25 protein-coding genes, 2 tRNA genes and 3 pseudogenes are annotated in these 24,059 nt (G+C 43.0%); 8 read left to right on the forward strand and 22 right to left on the reverse strand.

Going from position 1 to position 24,059, the window contains the following annotated elements:
- Nucleotides 1-279: 279 nt before the first annotated feature.
- The 12 genes and pseudogenes from E5355_RS20325 to E5355_RS08185 form a co-directional block, all read right to left on the reverse strand.
- A pseudogene (locus E5355_RS20325) lies at nucleotides 280-397 on the reverse strand (RNA polymerase subunit sigma); the annotation flags it as partial.
- A gap of 65 nt (nucleotides 398-462) precedes the next feature.
- Entirely contained in the window at nucleotides 463-900 is a 438-nt protein-coding gene (locus E5355_RS08135; protein ID WP_007851986.1) for a hypothetical protein, read from the reverse strand.
- A gap of 3 nt (nucleotides 901-903) precedes the next feature.
- Nucleotides 904-1,356, reverse strand: coding sequence for a DUF3127 domain-containing protein (locus E5355_RS08140; protein ID WP_136009945.1), 453 nt, complete (start codon nucleotides 1,354-1,356; stop codon nucleotides 904-906).
- A complete protein-coding gene (locus E5355_RS08145; protein ID WP_136009946.1) occupies nucleotides 1,356-2,120 on the reverse strand; it encodes an HNH endonuclease in 765 nt (254 codons plus the stop codon). The genes E5355_RS08140 and E5355_RS08145 overlap by 1 nt, the downstream gene beginning before the upstream one ends.
- Nucleotides 2,101-3,036, reverse strand: a complete 936-nt coding sequence (locus E5355_RS08150; protein WP_136009947.1) for an ATP-binding protein — start codon at nucleotides 3,034-3,036, stop codon at nucleotides 2,101-2,103. The genes E5355_RS08145 and E5355_RS08150 overlap by 20 nt, the downstream gene beginning before the upstream one ends.
- A 19-nt stretch (nucleotides 3,037-3,055) precedes the next feature.
- Nucleotides 3,056-3,355, reverse strand: a complete 300-nt coding sequence (locus E5355_RS20330) for a helix-turn-helix domain-containing protein (RefSeq protein ID WP_118132122.1) — start codon at nucleotides 3,353-3,355, stop codon at nucleotides 3,056-3,058.
- Nucleotides 3,352-3,708, reverse strand: coding sequence for a DNA-binding response regulator (locus E5355_RS19845; protein ID WP_118358016.1), 357 nt, complete (start codon nucleotides 3,706-3,708; stop codon nucleotides 3,352-3,354). The genes E5355_RS20330 and E5355_RS19845 overlap by 4 nt, the downstream gene beginning before the upstream one ends.
- Before the next feature lie 19 nt (nucleotides 3,709-3,727).
- Nucleotides 3,728-3,922 (reverse strand): hypothetical protein, encoded by a 195-nt coding sequence (locus E5355_RS08165; protein ID WP_117880743.1) that lies wholly within the window; start codon nucleotides 3,920-3,922, stop codon nucleotides 3,728-3,730.
- Between the two features lie 20 nt (nucleotides 3,923-3,942).
- A tRNA-OTHER gene (locus E5355_RS08170) sits at nucleotides 3,943-4,013 on the reverse strand.
- A gap of 257 nt (nucleotides 4,014-4,270) precedes the next feature.
- On the reverse strand, nucleotides 4,271-4,459 hold the full coding sequence (locus E5355_RS08175) for a hypothetical protein (protein ID WP_118273778.1): 189 nt from the start codon (nucleotides 4,457-4,459) through the stop codon (nucleotides 4,271-4,273).
- A 534-nt stretch (nucleotides 4,460-4,993) separates the two neighbouring features.
- Nucleotides 4,994-5,203 (reverse strand): hypothetical protein, encoded by a 210-nt coding sequence (locus tag E5355_RS08180; protein WP_136009948.1) that lies wholly within the window; start codon nucleotides 5,201-5,203, stop codon nucleotides 4,994-4,996.
- A gap of 1 nt (nucleotide 5,204) precedes the next feature.
- The gene (locus E5355_RS08185; RefSeq protein ID WP_118940824.1) at nucleotides 5,205-5,531 is read right to left on the reverse strand and encodes an SH3 beta-barrel fold-containing protein; all 327 of its coding nucleotides are present in this window, start codon (nucleotides 5,529-5,531) and stop codon (nucleotides 5,205-5,207) included.
- A 181-nt stretch (nucleotides 5,532-5,712) separates the two neighbouring features.
- Between E5355_RS08185 and E5355_RS08190 the strand changes: the two genes are divergently transcribed.
- On the forward strand, nucleotides 5,713-5,991 hold the full coding sequence (locus E5355_RS08190; RefSeq protein WP_136009949.1) for a hypothetical protein: 279 nt from the start codon (nucleotides 5,713-5,715) through the stop codon (nucleotides 5,989-5,991).
- Here E5355_RS08190 and E5355_RS20335 read toward each other — a convergent pair.
- Nucleotides 5,944-6,078 (reverse strand): SVM family protein, encoded by a 135-nt coding sequence (locus E5355_RS20335; protein ID WP_370867938.1) that lies wholly within the window; start codon nucleotides 6,076-6,078, stop codon nucleotides 5,944-5,946. The genes E5355_RS08190 and E5355_RS20335 overlap by 48 nt on opposite strands.
- A gap of 438 nt (nucleotides 6,079-6,516) precedes the next feature.
- Here E5355_RS20335 and E5355_RS08200 point away from each other — a divergent pair, with 438 nt between their 5' ends.
- The 6 genes and pseudogenes from E5355_RS08200 (at nucleotide 6,517) to E5355_RS08220 (ending at nucleotide 9,730) form a co-directional block, all read left to right on the forward strand.
- Nucleotides 6,517-7,296, forward strand: coding sequence for a hypothetical protein (locus E5355_RS08200; RefSeq protein ID WP_133303598.1), 780 nt, complete (start codon nucleotides 6,517-6,519; stop codon nucleotides 7,294-7,296).
- Nucleotides 7,297-7,312: 16 nt separating this feature from the next.
- Nucleotides 7,313-7,468 (forward strand): annotated as a pseudogene (locus E5355_RS20130) (DUF4236 domain-containing protein); the annotation flags it as partial.
- 378 nt (nucleotides 7,469-7,846) lie between these two features.
- Nucleotides 7,847-8,086: pseudogene (locus E5355_RS19405) on the forward strand (DNA translocase FtsK); the annotation flags it as partial.
- A gap of 488 nt (nucleotides 8,087-8,574) precedes the next feature.
- Entirely contained in the window at nucleotides 8,575-9,024 is a 450-nt protein-coding gene (locus tag E5355_RS08210; RefSeq protein ID WP_133303599.1) for a hypothetical protein, read from the forward strand.
- 20 nt (nucleotides 9,025-9,044) lie between these two features.
- Nucleotides 9,045-9,512, forward strand: a complete 468-nt coding sequence (locus E5355_RS08215; RefSeq protein WP_117880755.1) for a DUF3761 domain-containing protein — start codon at nucleotides 9,045-9,047, stop codon at nucleotides 9,510-9,512.
- A gap of 20 nt (nucleotides 9,513-9,532) precedes the next feature.
- Complete coding sequence (locus E5355_RS08220; RefSeq protein WP_136009952.1) at nucleotides 9,533-9,730, forward strand: hypothetical protein; 198 nt, start codon at nucleotides 9,533-9,535, stop codon at nucleotides 9,728-9,730.
- A 118-nt stretch (nucleotides 9,731-9,848) separates the two neighbouring features.
- On the opposite strand, the gene E5355_RS08225 is transcribed toward E5355_RS08220, so the two are convergent.
- From E5355_RS08225 to E5355_RS08240, 4 genes are all read right to left on the reverse strand, one after another.
- Nucleotides 9,849-9,922: transfer RNA gene (locus tag E5355_RS08225), tRNA-Arg, on the reverse strand.
- A gap of 379 nt (nucleotides 9,923-10,301) precedes the next feature.
- On the reverse strand, nucleotides 10,302-11,753 hold the full coding sequence (locus E5355_RS08230) for an AbgT family transporter (RefSeq protein ID WP_136009953.1): 1,452 nt from the start codon (nucleotides 11,751-11,753) through the stop codon (nucleotides 10,302-10,304).
- Nucleotides 11,746-12,474: a DUF5932 domain-containing protein gene (locus E5355_RS08235; protein WP_136009954.1), complete on the reverse strand. Its 729-nt coding sequence runs from the start codon at nucleotides 12,472-12,474 to the stop codon at nucleotides 11,746-11,748. The genes E5355_RS08230 and E5355_RS08235 overlap by 8 nt, the downstream gene beginning before the upstream one ends.
- Before the next feature lie 3 nt (nucleotides 12,475-12,477).
- Nucleotides 12,478-16,824, reverse strand: a complete 4,347-nt coding sequence (locus tag E5355_RS08240) for a DUF5113 domain-containing protein (protein ID WP_136009955.1) — start codon at nucleotides 16,822-16,824, stop codon at nucleotides 12,478-12,480.
- 124 nt (nucleotides 16,825-16,948) lie between these two features.
- Between E5355_RS08240 and E5355_RS08245 the strand changes: the two genes are divergently transcribed.
- Complete coding sequence (locus E5355_RS08245; protein WP_168354302.1) at nucleotides 16,949-17,887, forward strand: ribose-phosphate pyrophosphokinase; 939 nt, start codon at nucleotides 16,949-16,951, stop codon at nucleotides 17,885-17,887.
- Between the two features lie 98 nt (nucleotides 17,888-17,985).
- Here E5355_RS08245 and E5355_RS08250 read toward each other — a convergent pair whose 3' ends face one another.
- From E5355_RS08250 to E5355_RS08270, 5 genes are all read right to left on the reverse strand, one after another.
- Complete coding sequence (locus E5355_RS08250) at nucleotides 17,986-19,149, reverse strand: phosphatidylinositol-4-phosphate 5-kinase (protein ID WP_136009956.1); 1,164 nt, start codon at nucleotides 19,147-19,149, stop codon at nucleotides 17,986-17,988.
- A gap of 74 nt (nucleotides 19,150-19,223) precedes the next feature.
- The gene (locus tag E5355_RS08255) at nucleotides 19,224-20,513 is read right to left on the reverse strand and encodes a M16 family metallopeptidase (protein ID WP_136009957.1); all 1,290 of its coding nucleotides are present in this window, start codon (nucleotides 20,511-20,513) and stop codon (nucleotides 19,224-19,226) included.
- Nucleotides 20,514-20,528: 15 nt separating this feature from the next.
- Complete coding sequence (gene kdsB, locus E5355_RS08260; RefSeq protein ID WP_136009958.1) at nucleotides 20,529-21,284, reverse strand: 3-deoxy-manno-octulosonate cytidylyltransferase; 756 nt, start codon at nucleotides 21,282-21,284, stop codon at nucleotides 20,529-20,531.
- A 58-nt stretch (nucleotides 21,285-21,342) separates the two neighbouring features.
- Nucleotides 21,343-21,708, reverse strand: coding sequence for a 2-amino-4-hydroxy-6-hydroxymethyldihydropteridine diphosphokinase (locus E5355_RS08265; protein ID WP_136009959.1), 366 nt, complete (start codon nucleotides 21,706-21,708; stop codon nucleotides 21,343-21,345).
- 13 nt (nucleotides 21,709-21,721) lie between these two features.
- Nucleotides 21,722-24,052: a transglycosylase domain-containing protein gene (locus E5355_RS08270; RefSeq protein ID WP_136009960.1), complete on the reverse strand. Its 2,331-nt coding sequence runs from the start codon at nucleotides 24,050-24,052 to the stop codon at nucleotides 21,722-21,724.
- Between the last annotated feature and the right edge of the window lie 7 nt (nucleotides 24,053-24,059).

The raw sequence follows: 24,059 nt of genomic DNA on the forward strand, positions 1-24,059 counted from the left end.
TAAGAATCACGCAAGAATCGAACTCCTTTATCATTGTCAGGGTGAATCCGAACTGATAATTGAGTTCGATGTAGTCTTTCAAGATAAGGCAAGCATTCTCTAGCCCAGTGGCATACAGCAAGAACTTATACTTCTTGTCACTTATTTGTGCTTGTGCAAGATAGGGATATAAGAACTTGTTTTCATTCTCGAACGCCAAGCGGTTCTGGTTACTGACTTCCACTTCCTTGATACCGTCGGCCTCCATACTGAAACGAATTTTCGCCAAAGTGTCTTGGTCTATTAGCGTACCACGGTCGAAAAGAATTTCATTTCGTTCAATGGTTACTGTTTCACCGGTATCTTCATCAATAAAAGATTCCTCCCATGTTTTGAGGACACGTTTTGCAAGGTACATGTTGAGCATCTTCTTCGGGTCAGATGTCACATACCGGATTTCTGTTTTTCTTGTTTCTATCATAACTAAATAAATTCTTGATTTCTTTGTATTTCCTGCTGGGCGTATATCAGCATTTGATGTTCATTGGCGGCAGGTAAGTAGATACCTGCCACTGATGCGCTCCAATTACGAAAGCGGTCAATCGAAAGGGTCATTTCACCTGTTGTCAGTTCGGCAGAACTACGCAAATAGGTTACTTCATTGCCTTTCTTGTTGACCGTCTTTCGTTCAAACAAATCACGGTTGCAAGTCCTCTTATAGAAGTCAATTTTGGCTTCGTCAAGGCTGCAACCGTACTCACTACCGAAATACCCTAAAAGAAGATGCAAATAGCTGTTTTGGGCAAGCGTGCGGTTGGGCAGTTTCTTTTTCACTTCCACCACCGCACGTTCACTAAACAGCTTGTTTACATACTCCTTGAACTTGGGTATTTGATATTCATTCTTCAAGTCGAACAGCATACGCTAAAAAGGCAAATCATCCTTTACATTGCCATTAGCATCAACCGGAGGCGGGAAATTCTGCGGCTGTTGCTGATAAGTCGGTTGTGGCGCTGGCTGTTGTATCGATGTTGTCTGTTGGGATTGAGATACACCGCCACGCGCATCTATTTTGTAACACCGAATAGACGCCATACGTTTGAATTCTCCGTCCTGATTCGTCCAAGAACGCCCTTGTAAGACAAATGATACAGTAACAACATCACCCTGATTAAAGCGGTCGAGTTCTGCACACTTATCGCCTGAAAACTCTAAGGGAATAACATTCTCATACTCGCTACGCTCTCCCGTATAAGGGTCGTAAGTGGTAGCATCCAAGATAAACTCCCGTTTTGTAAATGAGGAACCACCGTTTTTGGATGGTATTTGAACGGTTTGTCCGATTTCGATTATCCGTCCGGTTATTTGGTTTGCCATTAATTTTCTCCTCCAAAAATCTTTTTATCGGTTATAAGTTCTCTGTTTTCTTCCAAAAACCGGATAAATTCCTCACAATGATTAGTGAGAATAGGAATATCACGTTCTGGATTGAAAACGTATGTTTCTGTATAGGTATCTACCACAAAACCACCTTTATTGAACTCTACAATGTTGTACTCAAATGTCCGTACATCCGAACCGTTCTTCATCAAAGCGTAAGGATAAACCAAATGTTGATGGTGGTCTTTGAACTTCCCTACGGTATAGCTTCCGGTTGTTTTGATGTCGTGGACGCTGGCTGACATCAGTTCGTCAATTACCCCATAAACCAAAACATTGCTGTATGCGGTTGGAAGAATCGCTTCTACTCTTTGTTGGGTTAATGCTCCTTTGAAGTAACCGGCGAACTCTCGGCAAAGAGAAATGGGAAAAACAAATGTGCGGTCATTGTAAACAACCGTATAGCAAGTATTATCTTCGTTTCGCTCTACATCCATACCGTTCGGCTTGCGATTTTCTATAAGAGCGTCCACTAACTCATTAAAGGCTGTGCCCTTGTCGGCCGCTTCACTGTCGAAAGGTTTACGATTGATACGGTCTATCAGTTCTTGAAACTGCAATTCGTGAAATTCTTCGGGAGTATGGGGAGGATTTTCGCTCCATCCCCAATACTTTTCCCAAATTACATCACTATTCAGATATCCCCAATAGGCATCCAATAATGTTGCATATATACAGTAATTAAGCTGCTGGTTTTTCATAAGTCTTTGTCTCTTTATTGGGAACAAGCCCTAATGCTTTTGCTTTATTATTAATAAGCACTTTTGCCGCAACCATCGAACTACCTATATGTTGAAATTCACCAAGCCTTGATAACAAGTCATTGATGGATTCTGCGTCTGTCACCAGCTCAACCTGCTCTTTGATTTCCTCCATCACCTTATCGTATTTCTCCTGTGCTTCTTTCTTGGCGGCGAGCATCCCAAGGTAAGAGTTAATAATCTTCGAGGCGATAAAGTCGTTCTTGGCAGTTGGATTACCGTTCCTATCAAGGATAGTCGGCACTTCCATCACTGAAGGAAGATTGCAGGTATTCTTTCCGTCATTCCTTGATGTCGGATCGAAAGTGATAGTACGTCTTTGAACGCCTCTTTCGCTTTTCATTTCAAGATAACCGAGCAAATCCAGTTCGGTAACGATGGAGTTGTAGGATTTTTCACGTAAGGCAGGAATGAACACCGTATCATCACCTTCTTTTCTTGTGTCACGATGGGCAACGAAAATGATGTGCTTGTTCAGACTTGAGAGTGTTCTTGTCATCCAAGAAAATTCAGCATTGATACCACTCCAATCCCGGATAGACGGTTGGCGGTTACCACATTTATAAGCAATGATGAAATCCATCATCTTGCCAATGGTATCAACTACGATTGTCTGATAAGCTGACAAATCTTCCTGCAAGACCTGTTGAACATCACTCCAAGAAGTGACCTGTACTGTGTCTATGTTTTCCAAATGTGCCATATTCATACGCTTAACGCCATTATCGAAATCCAATAATAACGGTTTCGGTGCGCTCAATGCCACTGTTGATTTTCCCATACCAGCCTGGCCGTAAATCATCATTTTCACTGTGGTAGGGATTACTAATTCATTTGATTTTTTGATAAGACTCATAATCGTAAAATTTAAAGGGTTAATTATTCTCTTTCTGTAGAATAGCATCTACATCACTTTTTCGGTACAATCTCTTACCTCCTATTTCCAACCTGCACAAATATCCAATTTTATGCCATCTCCATAAGGTTGACTTATCGGTATGTAGAATCTGACTTGCCTCTTTAATGGTCAAGTAATCCTCTTCCGGTCTGATGAAAGAGTCTCTAATACTTCTCACAGTCTTTTTTACAAGATGTTCTGCGAACTCTTTCAAATCAGTGGACTTTATTGTCAAAGTAACATTGGCACCACTATTTAAAATATCCTCCATGTTCATTCTCTTACCCTTTCCATATGTTCAATTCTAAATCTTCGTAACCTCCTCATATCACCTTGTTCGTGGTAAAGTGACAAAGAAAATATGCACAGTAAGCAACATGCGACGGACACACGGACTATAGGCGAAAAATCCATCGTGAGCCTCACACCGGCTATCCGTTCATAAAGCATTGTTGCAAGTTCTCTCCCATTCCGTACATGCAATATTTCAAAAGCCTTTTGTAACTGGTTATTAATCGTGCTAACCGCCCGGCATTTGAAATTGGCAATTTCCTTTTTCTCATACCCCTGTGCATACATTCGTGCTGTAATTTCGCATTCAGGGGTGAGTTCTGTGAATACCCGTTCCATAATCGTGTGAGTTAGATGACTATGACTCCCTTTTTACAACGACAATACCTTTTTTCGGATAAGACTTTGAAGCCCATTTTTTACCCTCAAGAAGATGCTTGGCATTTAGAAGTGATACGTTGTTGCGGATTGTCTCAAGTGAAGATATAGGCAGCTCTATCGTGGCTCCTCTCTTCATGTTTCTCATTTTCTCTTTACTTTCTACCTTTTCCATAAATGTTATATTAGAATGATTGGTGGGCGTTGACGGACTCGAACCGCCAGTCTCCTCCAATGAGGTGTGTTAACCATTACACCGAACGCCCCAATAAGAAAGGTGCGCTATCTTCACAGACGGCACACCCAGTACAAACACAAAATAAAACACGACAAAACAGTTTATACTAACACTTTTCATGTAACTCCATGCCGGTTATCACTGCAAGTATAACAGACAAAATAAACATTGCAGATGTCAACACGATTCCCGTCATGTACAAAGGGCCATCCTTTATTATGGAATTACATAATATCATTGTCATACAAAGCAGTACAAGCAACGAAAAAGAGAACATAATTATCTTCATAACATCGTCATTGCAACCAGTTCATCACTATAGAATTCTACAAAATCGTGCTTTCCGAACTCTACCATTACTTTATCCCCATTGATGGCGCAAATCGCCCCAATCTTGCTTTCCCATCCGGGATGTTTACACTTAACCGGCATACCTATATATGGCATACGTGATTTATACATACTTTTTCCCATAATCGTGTGATTTTAAATTTTACCGCCCGTACAAGGATGAGGTAAAGCGGTGCGCACTTCGCTTTGCCCGTGGCTTTTAGTACGATAGTAGCACTAACCTTTGCTGCGGTTGTGTACCCTACCCGATTCTCGCTATCGGATGTCAGTCTTTAGCTGTCAATAGGGCTATATTGTCGATGTGCGTGTCGGTCGCCTAATCCGTCATTACTTACACCTCAAAGACTATGGTTACACATCTATTAATTGTTAAACATTGCACAGCTCGCAAGCCCCAACTTGCTTATGTGCGTTCGTTATCTTTGGTTGGCAAAAACGGCTTATGAATTACACCGTAATTGCTTTCACAGACTTATCAAAGAACCAATCAATAGTACCCTACCCGATTCTCGCTATCGGATGCCAGTCTTTAGCTGTCAATAGGACTGTCGTGCGTGATATAATCGTGTGATTAATCATCGTAAAAGAACTTCTCGCCCGGCTTTCTGAAAAGCCTATAACTTGCATACAAGCAGCCTAATACTATCAATGCCTCTATCATACTGCTATTCTATCAAGTTGAAACTCTATGTAATCAATCTCTTCTTGAATAATCTCTAAGGCCTCTTCTTTGGTATCGGTATTACAGAAAGCACAAGCCTCTGTGTCAGACATCTTATCAACTCTATCAAGGTCTATACAAGCCTTATCCAAAGCCTTTTCAAGCCCGTAGGCTTCTACACTGTCACATACTCTAAACTGTCTCATATCAGGCGATTTTTAAAAGGTTAGCCTTTTTATAGCATCTGAACTCTTGGCGTTCAGTATCATAGTAAGTTTGAACGGTGTCGTTCTTCTTTCTGTTGTCAGTACCAGCAATGGCAGGCATCAGCTTTTCATTTAGTGTACCGTAGGCTTCTCTCACAGAACCATCCACCTTTTGAAAATAGAATTTCACAATCTTGCTTTTCATCTGCAATTTCAATTTCATGTTAGCCCAAGCGCATTTTAATGCTTCTGACATCGTGAAACCGTTCTTGCGAACGAACTGCCATGCAAGGCTCATAACTTCATGTAAAAAACTCTTCGTGCTCATAATCGTGTGATTTAATATGTTTATACTATTTGTATCGTCAATCATTTAGTTTATCTTTGCTACGTGATTGATTGATGATGCAAATATACTATCTAAAAAGATACCATCAAAACAAATAGTATCTTTTTAGATAGCAACAAACATTATTTAACTATTAGAGCGGTTTATACCTTATTATAATATGAAGAAAGAAAATTGGGCTTTAGTATTGAGTGGAATTGCGATAGCGATAAGCATTATTGCATTATGTATTTCTTGCCCTCACAAGGCAGAGTTAGGATTTGACTATCAAGGCGTATTGGTTGGTGTTCTATCATTACTTGTTACAATTTTGATAGGATGGAATATATATACGATAATTGACATAAAAACACAAGAGATAAGATTGATGAAATATCAACTGGAGCATCATTCATGGTACAAAAAAACATGGCTGTTTCTGAAAACACCAACTGGATGATATATCATTATTTATTATTAGGAAAAGACCCATTGGGATTAGAATACAGATTTTTATATCATGGAGTTGCATGCTTATTCCATACATCACAATTCTCTGATATAACGACTTGCAATGTGGTAGTAAAAGGATTACTTGAATGTATAGCAAATCCTAAATCTATAACTATAACAAAAAATGGAAAGAATGACATTCTCAAGCTTTTATCTGGCGTGAAACACACCGACAAAATAGAAGGATTCCTTGAATTATTAAATAGGATCGCTTTAGTGAACGTGAAGTAACGAAGTGGTAATCCGTCATTGATGATTGTATTTGAGAATACAACTCCTTACCTTCATCGCTGTCTAAGAATTCTGTAGAAAAACCTTCGGGAATATTCTTTTCCATAATAATAAGTAAAGCGACCAACTCCAAAGTTGCGGTTTGAAGTGAAGTCGCCTATATAATCCCTTGCGGGAACAGTTAAACAATTTAGTTGGTATCATCCGCAACTTGATTCCAGCACAAATATAAGTATCTTTTATGATACCATCAAGAACTATGGAAACTATTAAAGATAGATTTTATGCGGTAATGGAAAAGCTTGGCTTAAATGACTATAAAGTGTATACTACCATTCCAAGCATCACAAAAAATATGATGTCAAAACTTAGAACTGGGGAAACAGGAGAAGTTTCTACTAAAATAATAGCTCCATTTTGTTCGTATTATGAGAATGCGAATCCAGAATACATTCTCACCGGAAGAGGAACACCACTAAAGGAAGAAAACGCCTTGAGCGAAACAATCAATATTCCTGCTTCAAACGGGATAGCTGTAACTTCCGAAAAGGAGTATAAAGAAGCTATGGAGAAAGGATTTCATCTTCTTCCAGAAGTAACTTTCAAGTTTGCCGCCGGTCAGGCAGAATTGATAAGCAAAACAGAAGATATTACCCGTTATTGGTATCTTCCCGATTGTAAAGATTGCGAAGGAGTTGCCCAAATTGTAGGAAATTCAATGACGCCTGCGCTTCCTGCCGGATGCTGGGTTGCACTCAAAAAATACACTCTTCCTCGTAATAATCCAAATGCAATTCCATTTGGGAATATTTTCGGAGTAGTTGTTGAAGATGAAATTACCGGAGATTATCACGGTCACATTAAAGTTATTCGCAGATATAAAGACCAAGAAGTATCTCGAAAATACTGGATAGCTCATTCAATAAATGAAAAAGAGTTTGATGACTTCGATATAGAAATTGCTCAGGTTAGGAGCTTATGGATAGTTAAACAACATATTGTAAGTGATATATTATTGTAGATGAAATCTAAATACTATGGGACTATATTTCAGAAAAAGAATTAAGATACTTCCCGGAGTGCACATGAATATTAGCAAATCCGGTACAAGCTGGTCAGTTGGTCCACGTGGAGCAAAAGTTAACTTTGGGAAGCGTGGCACTTATGTAACAACCGGAATACCGGGAACCGGAATTTACTCAAGAACAAAAGTCAGTAGTAATGGTATATCTAATCGTAGAATACAATCAAGCAATATTGATTCTGGATATGAGATTAAAAATTACACAGGATGTCTTTTCTCGGCGATATGCTATGCGCTTGCAATCATATTGCCGATTTGCGGTGTGCACTTCTCTGTATCTATATTTCTTATTATAATAGGATTTGCATTGCATCTATCGTCGGTTGAAAAGAAGGAAACAGTTCAAAGCAATAATGAGGTTGACAACGGTAATAATGCCAAAGTTGTAGAAACGCCTATAAACAGGGCAATTATAGACACAGAAGAAAAAGAAGAGGAATTCATAACGGAGGAAGATGAAGAAAAAATAGAGTACCCCTCTGTAGAAAAGGTTGACATGACAAGGCTTGACCCACTATTTGAAGATGCAGCTCGATTAGTTGTTATCCACCAACAAGGTTCCACTTCATTAATTCAACGTAAATTCGCTATAGGCTATAATAGAGCAGGGCGTATTATGGACCAACTGGAATGTGCTGGTATTGTAGGAGAAACAAGTGGGATTAAAGCGAGAGAAGTTTTATGTAAAGATGAAGATGAACTCGAATATAAACTAAACCATTTGGAAAAATCTCGCTTTGAAAGACTTCAACAAAAACAGGAAGAAGAATTTGAAGAAGCATCTCAACGAGAAATACAGAATGAAAGTTCAAGATTAATTAAATTGGGCATAGATTTAGAAAAGGAAGGTATGATAAATGAAGCTATAGCTGTATATGAAAAAGCTATCATACCACAACTTCCAGCAACACATCCCTATGATAGACTAATGATTCTCTATCGGAAAAAGAAAGATTATGATAATGAAGTCAGAATCATCAAGATAGCCATAAGCGTATTTATGAAAGAAAATGAACGTAGAGCCGGAAGAATAATTGAAGAAGATTCATCATTATACAATCAAGTGATGCAAGCACTTGAAACCAATGAAAGTATTAGATACGAAGACGGGAAATGGGCTTTCGTTCAATATGACGTAATGGAGTATATTACAAGACTTGAAAAAGCCCAAAAACTGTATAAGAAATCTCAAGAACAATCTAAATTATAAAAGTCATGAAAAAATTATTAATACTACTATTTTTCATACTAATATTCGGTAGTTGTACAACCAATTATTTTTTATGTGAAACCGCAGGTCCTGTAAAGTTATACGCATCGCCAAATACTAACTCGACATATATAGAAGTACCTGTTGGCAAAAACTTAATTTCAACAGGAAAATACAAGAAATACAGAAGAGCTAAATACGGTAATAAAAGAGGTTATGTATATAAAACAAGATTCCTATCAGAAAAGAAAATTCGTTCTTTATCTGATTGGAATTTTGATTCTGAAACATCTACTTATAAATATTCGCATTCTAATCATGCACTTAGTAATTCAACAAAATATAAGTATAAGCCAACATCAACTGGTGGTACTGTCCAAGTTAAAGGATACTATCGAAAGGATGGAACTTATGTTAAGCCACATACAAGAAGAGCTCCTTCTAGGAGAAAATAACAAACTAAATATCTAAGATTATGAAAAGAGGAATAATACTATTTTTTTCTTTCTTATTTCCTTGCTTGTTAAATGCCCAACTTTCCACTCAGCAAGATACCATAAGATATGTTATGGCAAATCTAAATTTGAGAGAGGCTCCTAATACGACCTCTGCTATTATTACTCAAATACCTAAAGGCACTCAAGTTACCATAGATGAAGACTGTGAATGTAAATGGATTCCGATAAACTATAATGGATACATAGGATATGTTTCGACTAAATACCTTTCAAAAGAAAAAATAGAATGTACTACTACATACAATAACAGTACGTCTATTAAATATTATACAAATTCAAAGGGAGAAAGAGTACAATCTCCAACTTATTATAATTCCGCGCCTCCTGGAGCAACAGCTTTATGTAGAGATGGAACATATAGTTTTAGCAAAAGCCGTAGAGGAACATGTTCACATCATGGTGGAGTTGCAAAATGGCTAAAATAACAAATTAGACACATAAGATTATGATTGACTTTCTAACCATCATACTCCTAATATTCGGAGTACTGCAAATCATCCTCTTCTTCAAGGTATGGGAAATGACGAATGACATCAAAGAGATAAGGAACAAGTACCTCAAAGACGAGGACGAGAAACGAAGACAAAAAGCAGAATACGACCCAACTCCCAAAATCAGCGGTGGGGTTAAAACAACAACATAGCCGGAATTATTTCCCGGCTTTTTCTTTTCCCTATTCGCGAGTTGTGCAAATGTTGTGCAACTATCATAAAAAGAAAATGCTAACAAGTTATTTATGAACTTATTAGCATTTTTCTTTGTGATTCCGTTGCGATTCGAACGCAAGACCCACGCCTTAGAAGGGCGTTGCTCTATCCAGCTGAGCTACGGAACCAGCCTTAATTGCGGTGCAAAGGTACGTTTTTTTACGAATATTGCAAATTTTTGTATCACTTTTTTTTGTTACCTATGTATAAAAGGCTCATTTGTCATATATAAAGTAATGATTAGTTATTTTCATAAACAAGATATACGATATTTATATACAGATACATCAAGACATTTTGCAAATTATCAATGTTATCAATTATGAAAAATAAAAATCTGAAGGAATATTCAAGTAGGGAAAGTAGCATTGATCCATTCGTTCCCCTGTTAACGAAATGGTTCAGTATTATAATGATTCTGCATAGTATGGTATTCCTTATTGGGAACAAAAACAGAAAGCGCCATTACCGATATTATCGAAAGCAGGCTGTTCACCGATTATGATATTACAGTCCTAATGGCAAACCGCTGATGTACCAAAGTACAAATAAGGAAGTCCATGCCAATAGAATGACTAAAGAATATCTCCAAGTATACTTCAGCAGTGAGCCATAAGTAGATTGCCTGTCATATTGCTGCATATAGGTCAAGACAAGCGGCATGTAAAACATAAAAGGAGTAATGGCATTTGTCGCACTATCACCTATACGGAATGCACATTGGGTCATATCCGGCGATATGCCCATACTTGCCAATACCGGAACAAAAATGAAAGACATAAAAATCCATTTAGCTGTGGCAGATACCATAAAAAGATTGACCAGCGCCGTGAAAAGAATAAATAAAATCAATATCCATAAACTACTCAAAGAAGCGGAAGATAACAGATTGGCGCCTAAAATGGCAATGCACTTATCCAAGTGGGAATACTCAAAACAAGCAAACATCTGTGAGGCAAAGAAAGCTATCACAAAATAAACGCCCAACAACTTCATCGGCTGTGTAAGTCCTTTTATCACATCACTGTCTGTGCGATAACGACCGGAAGCGAAACCATAAACCATTCCCATCAAACCTATTCCAAACGAAAGCAAGAACAGAATGCCGACTATAAATGGAGAACGAATCAGTCCACCATTGACACTCCGCAGTATTCCCCACGAAGAGAATGTAGCCAACAAAATAATAACAATATACAATAAGCCAACAAATACAGCTCCCAACATGGCTCTCCGCTCCTTGCGTGACAATTGCTTGTAACCATTAAAATGAATATCCCCTACGTACTCTCCCAAACGTGGTAATAAGCTCCTGCTGGTAATATGATAAATGATGAATACAAGCAAGAACGTGGAAACGAAGAGAAAATAATAATTGCACAACGGTCCTGTCTGCCCCGGAGCGATATTTATCCTATCAGCCGCTTCCTGCGTTACAGAGGCAATCATGGGGTCTAATGTACTCAAAAACACATTAGCGCTATAGCCACAAGAGACTGAAACATAAGCTGTAATTATACCTCCAATAGGATGCAGACCAACGAACTGGAACAAAGTCGCAGCTATCGGCAGCAGAATAATATATCCTGCATCCCCCACTATATTGGACAACAGCCCTAAGACAATGACCAGCAGAATAATGCGCCAGGAAGCACGTTGGTGCCGTACTCCCCTGCGAATACATGCGTCAATGAATCCCGAATGCTCTGCCGCCCCTATTCCAAACATAGCCACAATCACCAGCCCTAACGGAGCGAATCCTGTAAAATTAGTCACGACATGGCGCAGCAGCCAGCGTATGCCCTCTGGACTCAGCAAGCTTTGCACGCGTATTTCTTCTCCTGTCTGCGGTTGCAGCACGCTCAGGCCATAGATATCGAATATCCATGAAAGAAGGATGACTGCCAAAGTTAGCAGAAAGAACATCGTAGCGGGATGTGGCATTCGGAATTTACTCATCGTCAGCTTCCAGATTGTCTATATTCAGGACTCGGAGTTCCAATGCACGCACCACCAGTCGAGTGGCATTCACTCCCACCCGTTCACTGGGTGGGAAAAGACGGCCGACCAAGTCATTCTGCCGTTTCTCCAACGACTTGACCCCAAAAGGAATTCCCCTAAGATTGGCAATCATTTCTTTGGTATAGCCCAATGCCAGATGACGGAGGAAACGCTCGTCATACTCGTCAATATCATAGCTTATGATTGCTTCCTGACGTTTCGCATCATTCAAGACCGATTTCTTGAAGCGCTCCACTATCTTCTCCAGTATCGGATAGTTAAAGACCAGCTTCTTGCCGTCCATCACTGCCTGCACATCGGTTTTGGTCAGCAGTTCTCCGGTTTTCAGGATAATACCGTCGGCACCGGCTTCAAGTACGTCCACCCATAACTTCTCATTTAATATTTCTCCCGTGAATATCAGCACATGAACCCCTGGATAACGTTTAAAGATATTCCGGCAGATGTCCACCCCAATCGTGGTCGAACCTCCCAATCCCAAGTCAAGCAGGACAAGATCTGGCACACCGGCTTCAATCAATGTCCAGAAATCCTGCTCAGTCATAGCAGTACCTATTACTTCCGCATTGGGAATTTCATGGCGGAAGATTTCTTCCGTCCCTTTCAGCTCTAGCTTGACATCTTCAACGATGATTACTTTAAATTTTTTGTCTTCCATATTTCATTTTTTCGGTAGCGTAAAATATATTGTAAAACCTCCTTTCCTTCCCGGTTCGGCATTGATACGGCATCCCCGGCGTCCGGCAAACTCATCATGGTCGCGGATAATCTGCTTGCACACCAGATATTCCGTACCATACAGTTCTCCTTTCTCACCAGCTGCCATGCGGGACAGGTCGGGATAGAACAATTGGTTCAATTCCTCACGGGTCTTTTCCCTGCGCATATCCGTAAACAGAAAACGTATAAACTCCCCTTCTTCTTGAGCCGTCAGACAGACTGTTCCATCCAGAGTTATGCAACAAGCCTCATCTATCAAGTTTTCAAGTAGGAAACGCAACTGGTTCCAGTCACCGGTAATCCGTCCCTCCAACGGTTGTATCCTAAAATCAATATGCGCCTTGTTTCCCTTGTACACTTTGCGGAAATACTTCTCGGCAGTAGCCATAAGCTCCGGCACTGATATTGTCGCACGCCTGAAAGTCACCTCTTCCAGCTGGCGGGAAGCGCATGAACTGAGTATCGTAAAAATACCTTTGTAGTACTCTATCAATTCGCTGATGGCAGCCACCGTTTCCCGCTCCTCCACTTCCGTCTGTCTGCCAGACCGCAGTTTCCCTATCAGTTGCTTTATCTTATTCGGATAATAAATCGTTTCATGCTTGATGGTCGAGAGGCAATTATCCAGCACCATGTTCTGCACATGCAACAAACTGTCCTCCCACGAAGCTCGTCGGGCTTCATCCTGAGCCACTTCGATGTCCCGATATTTCGTAGCCAACTTGACCACTGCATTGAAGATTACAATGGATACATAACGGGCAATCAGTTCCAAAAGCAAATGATCGGTCTCCTGCTCTGTACCTTCCCTGCGTTCCAGACACAGCACACCTATGCAACGGCACATATTGCCCGCATCCACAACAAGCGGCAATGCCTGTATACCTTTTTCCGATATGTACACTTGCCGTTCAAAGCAACTCTCCATACATTTTCTCCAAACAGGCTGTTCATCCATTACAACATCTTCCACCGGATTGGAAGTATATTCCAACTTATGTGTAGTCTCATTGTATACAGCTATACTTAACCGGTCGATACTCAAAAGTTCGTTCACTGCATCAAAAGCGGAATTTACTATCTGCTGTGGAATTTCCTTCAATGTGTCCTCCTCACGCTGCAACATTTCTTCCGTATCCGAAGCCGGAAGCAGGGATGCATTGAACACCTTTCCATTGATTTCCAATACTTGCTCCAGATTCCAGCGGTTAATCAGACGCTTACGGAAATAGAGTATATAATATCCCAACAATAATGCAAACAGCAAAATCACCGCCAGCAAAACACCTACCATTTTGTTGTTGGTGGAGCGTTCCAATTGTCGACAATATTCTTCCAGAGATTGATCTTCTCCCAACAACTTATATAAAGTGGTGTAGGCTGCATTGTTATAACTGTAGTCATCCCATTGCTTCAATGCAAGGAATGAGACTGCCGCTTCATTCCTGATATCCAGAATTACATGGAAATCCGAGTTAAACATCCGGTTCCACCAATCCAGTTCCGCAGGCATCCCATCTCCCGTCAGCGTCATACAGCGATGTGTAGAAGGGGCATATTGTCTGCAATGTTCGTTCAGGCAATACATTGCCGAATCTATGTATTGTAAGGCCAGTTTATATTCTCCATCTACATTGCAGTAATAAGCTTCATTGGCATAATCGGAAGCTTCGTCCAACAAAGCTTCATATTCGTTCTGTGCAAGCAGTGCCAGAGAATCCGGCCGCACTTCTCCGGAAGCAGGCTGCTCCACAGTATGCCGGCAGGACGACATGCACAGAGACAATACGACGAACAACACCGACACGGGCTTACGGATGCCAGCAGGCAGACGGAAATAGAAACGGCTACCCTTCCCCAGCCCGCTCTCTACATTGAACAGACAAACCTTGAACAAATCATTCGTCTTATGATATTTTTCAATGATGCCCTTGCAGTTCATCAGTCCAAAGCCACTTCCTTTGCTCTTCCTTAATTCTTCCTTGTCGGGAGCGTCATTCATGCCAATGCTTTTCGAATCATAGACTTTTTCTCCCACGATACGGGCTACATCTTCCGGTGACAACCCACAGCCGTTATCCTCTACCGAGATTTCCACATAATTCTCCTCCTGCCGTGCATATACTTTCACCACGCCGCCCCGAGGAGTATATTTACGGGCATTCTCCGCCAGCGTATTTATCATGAACAATGTAAGAGCTTTGTCTGCCTTTACCAAGATATCCGTTGGCTGCACCTCCAAAGACTGCTTCTTCATCTCGAACGTATGGCTACCCTTCCTTATCAAATCAAAAAGTTCATTCAGCCCGAAAGTCTCTATGTTCAGGCTAAGGCTTCCTTGCTTCATTTTTATCCAAAGAGCAAGAATATCATTGTATTCGTTGATGGTAGTGACCAACTCGTCAATATACTGGTATTTCTCCTCCTTTATCCGCTCCTCTTTGATGAATCCTTTTTGAATCAGTTTCTGCACTTCGTTGATGATACGGTCTATGTAAGGATGAATCCCATTTACAATAGCCATACATGCTTTCTTTATCAGATTCTGCCGTTTGTTTCCCGCTATGTGCTGCTCGTAAATATAGCGTTGCTTTTCCAGCCTGCGGCGTTCGTCGCCAAGGGAGATGGACGTCATGCCGTTGTCGATTGCCCATTGGATATAGGGAGTTATCACCCGTACCATTGCCTGCTCATCCTTGCTCATCCGACGGGGGAACGTCAATTCTCCGTTCTCTATGTGAATATCCTTCACATCAAACAACTTTTCCAGTTCCGGACAGACAGCCGTACGTATGGAATCGACAATTTCCTCTTCAGCCTGCGCATCGGCAGGAATGGACGCTGTTATTTTCTGACAAATATCCAGCATCAGTTGCAAGCGGTGAAGATGCACTTTATTCCGTTCTTTGGAACGCTTGTTGAAGAACCAGAAAAATAGAGATACGAGAACAAAGCCTGCAATGACCAATGACAGCACAACATTCAGTTGTCCCGCCTCCTTTTCCAATGCCTGATAGCGGCTTTCCAGCTCTTTATCTTGGCGTGTATCTTCAAGGATATCCAGATAAATATTGCGGTTATAGTCTGATTTTTCTTTCATCCCGAGCCCTGCATACGAAACGCTCAACTGTTCACGAATACGTGAAATCCATTCAGGTACGGTCTTCAGTTTCTGCTCCATCCATGCCTTCTCCGCACAAATCGTATCTCGGCGGTCAAATGCTTTCAGCCAGTCCAAACTATCGTGGCAGTCATAGAAAAGGCGGTGATGATCATTTACACATTCCAGAGCAAGTTTTAAAGTATCAAGAGCTTCTGTATAGTGACTGTGGGCATTCAGGTATTTGCCGATGGACACGTATGCTCCCGCTATCTGGTACAAATCCTTGTATTGGTTGAATTTTTGCAATGCCAATTGCCCCAGACGCATTGGCAATAGAGAGTCTACCGGTACTCCTAACCGTGTCAGAGCATGGGAACGGCGCTCTAGAAAAAACTCATAATTATCCGCCGAAGCCATCAGATTGGCAAGCCCCTGCACTCCGTTCCCTTCAAAGTAGAGATACCCCTTACGGGATGCCAACCGCCACGTGATATATAGTTCGTCAAACTCGCACAGTCTCCGTTCATCCGGTGTCTCGCCCTCGCACAAGGCAGCAGAGCCTTTGATGTAATGATAATACAATAATTGGTTGGTATCTGCCAACAGTTCCAGATTTTCGGTTGCTTCATTAATAGAAGCCATCGCTTCCGGACGTTGTTGCAGATAATAATAATAAACGGCAGAAACTATATAAAATTCAGAGCGGGCATAATTCAAGCGCATCAGTTCGTGTTTGTCCACAAAAAGATTGTCATCTTCTGCTATTCTCTTCATACGACGCAAAGCACTGTTGCGATAATCGTAAAACTCCTTGTTCAATGCTGTCCGCTGATAAATCTTCATCAAACCGATGTCGGCAATAAGGAGTTCCAGTTCATTCTTGGTCAGATTATAAACATCTGTATGAAACTTTTCGGCCTGCTCAAAATCCATACGCATGAAAGCACAAAAACCCAGATTATTGGACGCTTCCGCCTTGCCTTGTTTATAGAGGCTAACCTCTCGGTACGCCCTTGATGCCGCATGGCAGGATGAATCCAAGTTCTTGTAACGATAAGCATAAGCCACCTGGTTCAGAGAGTCGACAAGGCGTACTTCCTTCATGGGTGCCGTTCCCACACACGAAACCATTGTTGTACAAAGGCACAACAAACCCGCAAACCATATAGAAGAAAGCTGTTTCATAAAGCAAAGCTACGAATAAATCCGGGAAAGAAAAATATTTTTTATACAATAACTCTTGTTTTATGTAACGGGAAATTCATACCTTTGCACGCAAATTAACAAATAGGTAACATCTATTACACAAATGAGCGAAAAAGCACCCTTTATGGTATTCTCCGGAACAAATTCGAGATACCTTGCAGAGAAAATCTGCGCTAGCCTTGATTGCCCTCTGGGAAAGATGAACATCACCCATTTTGCAGACGGTGAGTTTGCAGTCTCTTATGAGGAATCTATCCGTGGCTCGCATGTATTCTTGGTTCAATCAACCTTCCCTAATTCTGACAATTTGATGGAACTTCTGCTGATGGTTGATGCTGCTAAAAGAGCATCGGCAAAAAGCGTTGTAGCCGTTATCCCTTACTTCGGTTGGGCTCGTCAGGACAGAAAAGACAAGCCTCGCGTGTCCATTGGCGCCAAGCTAGTGGCCGACCTGCTATCTGTTGCAGGTATTGACCGTCTGATTACAATGGATCTTCATGCAGACCAGATTCAGGGGTTCTTCAACATTCCGGTGGATCATTTGTATGCATCAGCCGTGTTCCTCCCCTATATTGAATCCTTGAAGCTTGAAGACTTGGTAATCGCCACCCCTGATGTCGGTGGTTCAAAACGCGCCAGCACATTCTCCAAATACCTCGGTGTCCCTCTGGTATTATGCAACAAGACACGCGAAAAAGCAAACGTGGTTGCCACCATGCAGATTATCGGTGATGTAAAGGATAAGAATGTCGTATTGGTAGACGATATTGTAGATACGGCAGGAACCATTACCAAAGCTGCCAACATCATGCTGGAAGCAGGAGCCAAATCCGTCCGTGCCATTGCCAGCCACTGTGTAATGTCCGACCCGGCTTCTTTCCGTGTACAAGAATCCGCACTGACCGAGATGGTATTCACCGACAGCATCCCCTACTCTAAGAAATGCGCCAAGGTTAAGCAGTTGAGCATTGCCGACATGTTTGCCGAAACCATCAAGCGGGTGATGAACAATGAATCAATCAGTTCACAATACATTATCTAAACGTGAAGCGTTTAGTATTGAAAATTGATAATTAGAAATTAAAGGCTGCGCAGTTCGTCCGAACATTGCGCAGCCTTTAATTTCTAATTATCAATTCTTTAATTTTCCAATCTTCCCATCTTGTACGTTCCTTTCCGTATCACTTTCCCGTTCTTGTCCGTTTCCACAAACGGACCGTGTTTCTTGCCTTGTTTGAAGAAACCTTCATAACGGTTTCCGTTCTTGTCTTCCCGGATGCCGCTACCTTCTTCCATGCCGTTCACAAAACCGCCTTTGTATTTGGTTCCATCAGTCTGAATCAGGGTGCCCTGGCCGTTGAACTTGTTGTCTTTCCATTCACCTTCGTAAGAGTCACCTACATTCCATTTGTAAGTACCGTAACCGTCACGTTGGTTATCTTTCCAATTACCCTCGTAAACGGCGCCGCTTACCCACGTAAATGTACCGTGCCCTTCCTGCTTTCCATCCTTGAAACTACCTACATACTTGTTGCCGCCGGCATGGTAATAAATGCCCTCTCCGGTACGTTCACCTTGAACATAAGAACCTTCATAACGGTCGCCTGTATGGAAAAAGTAAATACCTTTGCCATGTTGCATATCATCCTTCCAATCACCTACATATTTGTCGCCGTTGGCATATTCAAAAGTTCCTTTACCGTCCCGGACATCATTTTTCCACTCCCCGTCATATTTGGAGCCGTCATTCCAGGTCAGTGTTCCTTTGCCGTCTTTCTTGTCATTCTTCCATGAGCCTACATACTTGGAACCGTTCTTCCAGGTATATGTTCCCTGGCCTTCGCGCTTATCATTCACCCAGTCACCTTCATAAATGTCTCCATTGTAATAGTACATGGCTCCTTTCCCGTGCTGGTAATCCTGGAACCACGTGCCGTCATAACGGTTGTTATTCATAAAATAGTAGATGCCCTTGCCATGCTGCTGGTCTTGAAACCATTGCCCCTCATACTTTTCACCGTCGGGAAACATATACGTACCGTAGCCTTCACGCTTGCCCTTCACATACTCGCCCTTGTAAACGTCACCGTTCTTAAAAACGGTCTTTCCCTTTCCATTGGGCTTGCGGCCTTTTATTTCGCCGGTATAGACAGCTCCGTTATCTTTGAACGTATAGGTACCTATCTTTATTTCTGAAGAGAATGTGCTCTTCACTTTATCGAAAAAGCCGCTTTTTTTTTCCTGGGCAGTGGCTTCGCCTTGACATAAGAAAGCCAGAATGAGTGCAGTATATAGATATTTCATTAATTGATAATTGATAGTTGATAATTGACAAAGGTAAGATTTATCCGGTAAAATGATGCGATAACTCCTGCTTTTTATGACATTTTTTTGCCACACACTATTTCTTTTAATTTCTCTTTGCATAAATGACGCCCTGCAAGTTCACGGATTTCTTGCGGGGTAACCTCCTTGACAGCATCCAGTGCTTTAGCAAAGTAAGTATCCTGCAAGCCAGATACCTGCACAAAAATCCAGGCATCTGCCAGCGAGAATGCAGACTCATAACTGCGGCACATGTCGCCCAACATATAGTTCCTCACCATGGAAAGTTCTTCATCGGAAACCAGCTCGTTCTGAAGGCGGTCTATTTCATGATAAACCTCACAGATAAGAGGCTCCACAAATTTGTTGGCAGTTTCAGCACTGACCGCCAACACTCCCTGTCCCGGATAGGGCATGATGGCCGCGGAGATACTGTATGTGTATCCTTTATTTTCCCGAATATTGGACATCAGGCGACTGCCAAAATAGCCCCCGAACAGTGTGACCAGCACGCGGGCCTTCAAGTAGTCCGGATGATTACGGTCCAGGGAAAGCATGCCCATACGGACGGCACTCTGCAGACCGTCCGGACGTTCGATGAAAATGCGTTTTCCAGAAGCAGTAACCGGCTGGAATTCTTTCTTCTCCGGTTTTCGGAGGTCTGTACCGAAAGCCTCGCAACCAAACAAGGACTCTATCCGGCAGATGCAATCGTCGGTTACCTTGCCTGAAAGGTAGATGCTGCAATTATTGGAATGATAGTAACGGTCATAAAACTCGCGTAGCACTGCAGGGGTGATGCGCCGATAATCCTCCTCCTGCACCAGACGTCCACCGGGATGCTGCCCGCCGTACAGAGCCTTCACCAATCCGCGGTGTGCCAGAAAATCCACCTTGGAAGAGTTGACAAGAAACTGCTGGATATTGTTGTCCACAATCACTCCCAGCTCTTGCTCGGGAAATACCGGTTCTTTGACGATGGACTCCAATATGTCAAGCGTTTGGGGAAGGTATTTATTCAGAGAATAAAGGGTGACATAGGCATATTCGGATGCGTTGGACAGTTCCAGCCAGGCTCCATAATAATCCAGCTTTTCCGCTATCTCAACGGCATCGTAACGTCGGGTTCCCTCGCGAAGCATGCGATTCGTAAACAACGCCTGCAATGGCTGTTTCTGTTGCCATCGGCCGCCTGCCATGAGAAGATCGATACGTGTCACTTCATTGTCACCGGCATTGAGCACGCTCAAAGGCACGCCATTAGGCAACTTGATACGCTCCGGTCTTTGCACTGCCAGTTGTTCCGGTTCAAGAATCCGGGGTTGGTCACTTCGGTTCAGCATGGGCTTCCAATGAGTTTACAGCCCACGGCTTTTAAGAAATTCTTCTGCGCGTTCCAAATCCTGGGGAGTATCTATGCCGATAGTTTCCACATCCGTGATACCTGCCTTGACAGTGTATCCGTTTTCCAGCCAACGAAGCTGTTCCAATGATTCGGCAACCTCGAGAGATGACTGCGGAAGAGCAGTTATCTCTTTCAGTACCTCAACGCGATAGGCATATAGGCCAATATGCTTATAATAAGTATGGTTCTTCAGCCAGTCCTCCTTCGCCGCATTGCGCTGGTGGGGGATGATAGAACGGCTGAAATAGAGGGCATTCATGTTTTTGTCGAGCACGACCTTCGGAGAGTTCACGTTTTCCAGTGCCTCGAAACCATTATCAACCGTAAAAGGTTTCACCAGAGTGGCTATCTGGGTGGCCGGGACGTCGAAACATGCCTTGACGGCTTGTAATTGCGAAGGCTGGATGAAAGGTTCATCCCCTTGAATATTCACCACGACATCAAACAGTCCTCCTATTTTCGCACAAGCTTCCCGACAGCGGTCAGTGCCGCTTTTGTGTTCGGTGGAAGTCATAACCACCTTTCCGCCGAATGCCCTGACTGCGGCTTCAATACGCTCATCGTCCGTAGCCACGTATGCATCGTCCAAGACCCCTGCCACTTGCTCGTATACCCGCTGTATCACGGTTTTTCCGCCCAACACCGCCAATGGTTTGGCTGGAAAACGCGTAGACGCGTAACGGGCAGGTATGATTCCTAAAAATTTCATTTCTAATCTTCGTCTTTTAATCTCCTCGTTCCCTTAAGGGGAGGGAGAGTGGTATTTATCATAACAGTTGCTTCAATCCTCGCAGGATATAACCACGTTTCAGCTCTTTCGGCTTATAGACCGTCTCGTCACAAGACAACAAGTCTATATCCAGCCGTACAATTTCCCGCTCCTTCTCTTCGGGTTTCCTTCCGGCTTCCCGTTCGATGGTTTTCAGGCAGACAGTGATTTCCTCTGCCGGATTATCAGAAACAAAGCGTGCCACCTGGTTGGAGAACAGATTCGGACGGTGAAAGAACAGAGGTTCCGTCTCCTCCTCTTCCGAGAAACGTATTCCGGGAAAAAGTTCCGTCAAGCGTCTGCGTGCCAGCTCCATGTTCTCCCTCCGCTGCTCGTTGCTCCCGATACTAATCGTATAATCCATTCTCGATTCTCAACTAATTAAACAGTTCGTCGAGTCCCTCTATCGGTTCTTCTATATGGGTATCTCCTTCCAGATTTATATCATCTTTACAGGGGTTATAGCCTTCAGGCAACTGGAATGTTTCATTTTCATCATATCCCAGAGATTTGTCACCGAGCACTTTTACCATATATTTAGTCCAGATAGGCAATGCCATGGAAGCGCCTTGTCCGTGAAGCATCGTATCAAAATGAATGTCACGGTCTTCACCGCCCACCCAGCAACCGGATACGAGCGAAGGCGTGAAGCCCATAAACCAGCCGTCGGCATTGTAGTTCGTCGTTCCGGTCTTGCCGCCCATGTCGGCTTTCACACCCAGACGGCGCACACGGGCTCCGGTACCTTCGTTGACAACGGCACGCAACATGACCAGCATCTTGTAAGCGCTGGATACGCTGATGACTTCCTGCATTTCGGGAGCAAAGGTTGCCAGCACGTTTCCATCATTGTCTTCGATGCGGGTCACGAACAGCGGAGCTACCCGGATGCCCTTATTGGGGAATGCGGTATAGGCACTCACCATCTCGCCGACTGAAATCTCGCACGGGCCCAGACAGAGTGAAACGGAAGGTACAATATCACGGTTACGGACACCGAAAGTATGTATCAGACGTTTCAAGTTATAGGGATTCAGTTTACTCATGAGATAAGCCGTAATCCAGTTGTCCGAGTTTGCCAGCCCCCACTTCACCGTCACCATGTCACCAATCAGCTTTTTGTTGGCGTTACGCGGTGTCCACGGTTTCCCGTTTTCATCAAACAGCGTATATTCTACATGGCGTACTTCGTCACACGGAGAGAATCCGTTCTCCATAGCCAGCGTATAGAGGAAAGGCTTGACGGTAGAGCCTATCTGTCGCCGTCCCACCATGGCCATGTCGTACTGGAAATAATGATAGTTCGGTCCGCCCACGTATGCCTTTACGTGTCCGTTGCGCGGGTCCATGGACATGAAGCCGGCGCGAAGGAAGAATTTGTAGTAACGGATGGAATCCATCGGGGTCATGATGGTATCTTTCTCCCCTTCCCAACTGAATACGGACATCTCTGTCGGCGTATCGAAGGCCTTCTCTATTTCAGTTTCAGTGGCTCCGGCTTTCTTCATGAAGCGGTAGCGGTCGGACAACCTCATGGCACGTCTCAAAATCTCGTCCACCTGTTCCTGAGTCAGACGGAAGGTGTAGGGGGCTTTCTTGGCCCCTTTCTTTTCCTTGAAGAAATAGCCTTGCAGCTCCTTCAGATGTTCTGTTACAGCATCCTCGGCATACTGCTGCATACGCGAGTCGAGCGTGGTATGGATTTTCAACCCGTCGGTATAGAGGTTGTATTTGGTACCGTCTTTCTTGGTATTCTTTTCGCACCATCCAAAGAGCGGATTGTTCTCCCAGTTGAGTGAATCCTCGTAGTACTTCTGCATTTGCCAACCGCGGTAATCGGCCTTGTCGGGCTTCTCGGCGGTGAGCACACCACGCAGATATTCGCGGAAATAAGTGGCGAGCCCTTCCTTGTGGTCCACACGGTTATATTTCAGTTTCAGAGGCAACGCCTGGAGGGAGTCGCACTCGGCTTCCGTAATATATCCCGCTTTCCGCATCTGGTCGAGCACCACATTGCGCCGCCCACGGGAACGTTCGTTGTAGCGCACCGGATTATAAAGCGACGGATTCTTGCACATGCCCACCAACGTAGCCGCTTCCTCAATCTTCAAATCCTTCGGTTCGCAACCGAAATAGGTAAAAGCAGCAGTCTTGATACCTACCGCATTGTTCAGGAAGTCGAACTTGTTGAGGTACATGGTGAGGATTTCCTCTTTTGTATAGTAACGTTCCAGCTTTACGGCAATCACCCATTCGATAGGCTTCTGAAACAGACGCTCCATCACATTGTCGGCGCCGGGAGAATAAAGCTGTTTGGAAAGTTGCTGGGTGATGGTACTGCCACCGCCGGCGTTCTTCTGCATCAGGATACCACGCTTCACCACGGCACGCGTCAGAGCGTAGGCATCAATGCCCGAATGCTGGGCAAAGCGTACGTCTTCCGTAGCAATCAAGGCATTGATGATATTGGCAGACAGCTCATCGTAGCCCACAAACACACGATTTTCCTTACTATAGGAATAAGTACCCAATACTTTTCCATCATCGGAAAAGACTTCTGTGGCAAATTTGTAATTCGGATTCTCCAAATCCTCCACCGGAGGCATATAGCCTATCCAGCCCTTGGCTATGGAAAAGAATATAAAGACACACACCAGCGCAATCAGTGCGATAAAAATCCATAGGATTTTGACGACCTTCTTTATCATGTTTCTG

The organism is Bacteroides muris (ex Afrizal et al. 2022) (assembly GCF_004793475.1).
GTDB lineage: Bacteria > Bacteroidota > Bacteroidia > Bacteroidales > Bacteroidaceae > Bacteroides > Bacteroides muris.

What these genes read in the sequence shown, in the direction of transcription:
- E5355_RS08135 (WP_007851986.1), bottom strand. Translation starts at nt 900, where the DNA reads ATGCTGTTCGACTTGAAGAATGAATATCAAATACCCAAGTTCAAGGAG.
- E5355_RS08140 (WP_136009945.1), bottom strand. Translation starts at nt 1,356, where the DNA reads ATGGCAAACCAAATAACCGGACGGATAATCGAAATCGGACAAACCGTT.
- E5355_RS08145 (WP_136009946.1), bottom strand. Translation starts at nt 2,120, where the DNA reads ATGAAAAACCAGCAGCTTAATTACTGTATATATGCAACATTATTGGAT.
- E5355_RS08150 (WP_136009947.1), bottom strand. Translation starts at nt 3,036, where the DNA reads ATGAGTCTTATCAAAAAATCAAATGAATTAGTAATCCCTACCACAGTG.
- E5355_RS20330 (WP_118132122.1), bottom strand. Translation starts at nt 3,355, where the DNA reads ATGAACATGGAGGATATTTTAAATAGTGGTGCCAATGTTACTTTGACA.
- E5355_RS19845 (WP_118358016.1), bottom strand. Translation starts at nt 3,708, where the DNA reads ATGGAACGGGTATTCACAGAACTCACCCCTGAATGCGAAATTACAGCA.
- E5355_RS08165 (WP_117880743.1), bottom strand. Translation starts at nt 3,922, where the DNA reads ATGGAAAAGGTAGAAAGTAAAGAGAAAATGAGAAACATGAAGAGAGGA.
- E5355_RS08175 (WP_118273778.1), bottom strand. Translation starts at nt 4,459, where the DNA reads ATGGGAAAAAGTATGTATAAATCACGTATGCCATATATAGGTATGCCG.
- E5355_RS08180 (WP_136009948.1), bottom strand. Translation starts at nt 5,203, where the DNA reads ATGAGACAGTTTAGAGTATGTGACAGTGTAGAAGCCTACGGGCTTGAA.
- E5355_RS08185 (WP_118940824.1), bottom strand. Translation starts at nt 5,531, where the DNA reads ATGAGCACGAAGAGTTTTTTACATGAAGTTATGAGCCTTGCATGGCAG.
- E5355_RS08190 (WP_136009949.1), top strand. Translation starts at nt 5,713, where the DNA reads ATGAAGAAAGAAAATTGGGCTTTAGTATTGAGTGGAATTGCGATAGCG.
- E5355_RS20335 (WP_370867938.1), bottom strand. Translation starts at nt 6,078, where the DNA reads ATGTATGGAATAAGCATGCAACTCCATGATATAAAAATCTGTATTCTA.
- E5355_RS08200 (WP_133303598.1), top strand. Translation starts at nt 6,517, where the DNA reads ATGATACCATCAAGAACTATGGAAACTATTAAAGATAGATTTTATGCG.
- E5355_RS08210 (WP_133303599.1), top strand. Translation starts at nt 8,575, where the DNA reads ATGAAAAAATTATTAATACTACTATTTTTCATACTAATATTCGGTAGT.
- E5355_RS08215 (WP_117880755.1), top strand. Translation starts at nt 9,045, where the DNA reads ATGAAAAGAGGAATAATACTATTTTTTTCTTTCTTATTTCCTTGCTTG.
- E5355_RS08220 (WP_136009952.1), top strand. Translation starts at nt 9,533, where the DNA reads ATGATTGACTTTCTAACCATCATACTCCTAATATTCGGAGTACTGCAA.
- E5355_RS08230 (WP_136009953.1), bottom strand. Translation starts at nt 11,753, where the DNA reads ATGAGTAAATTCCGAATGCCACATCCCGCTACGATGTTCTTTCTGCTA.
- E5355_RS08235 (WP_136009954.1), bottom strand. Translation starts at nt 12,474, where the DNA reads ATGGAAGACAAAAAATTTAAAGTAATCATCGTTGAAGATGTCAAGCTA.
- E5355_RS08240 (WP_136009955.1), bottom strand. Translation starts at nt 16,824, where the DNA reads ATGAAACAGCTTTCTTCTATATGGTTTGCGGGTTTGTTGTGCCTTTGT.
- E5355_RS08245 (WP_168354302.1), top strand. Translation starts at nt 16,949, where the DNA reads ATGAGCGAAAAAGCACCCTTTATGGTATTCTCCGGAACAAATTCGAGA.
- E5355_RS08250 (WP_136009956.1), bottom strand. Translation starts at nt 19,149, where the DNA reads ATGAAATATCTATATACTGCACTCATTCTGGCTTTCTTATGTCAAGGC.
- E5355_RS08255 (WP_136009957.1), bottom strand. Translation starts at nt 20,513, where the DNA reads ATGCTGAACCGAAGTGACCAACCCCGGATTCTTGAACCGGAACAACTG.
- kdsB (WP_136009958.1), bottom strand. Translation starts at nt 21,284, where the DNA reads ATGAAATTTTTAGGAATCATACCTGCCCGTTACGCGTCTACGCGTTTT.
- E5355_RS08265 (WP_136009959.1), bottom strand. Translation starts at nt 21,708, where the DNA reads ATGGATTATACGATTAGTATCGGGAGCAACGAGCAGCGGAGGGAGAAC.
- E5355_RS08270 (WP_136009960.1), bottom strand. Translation starts at nt 24,052, where the DNA reads ATGATAAAGAAGGTCGTCAAAATCCTATGGATTTTTATCGCACTGATT.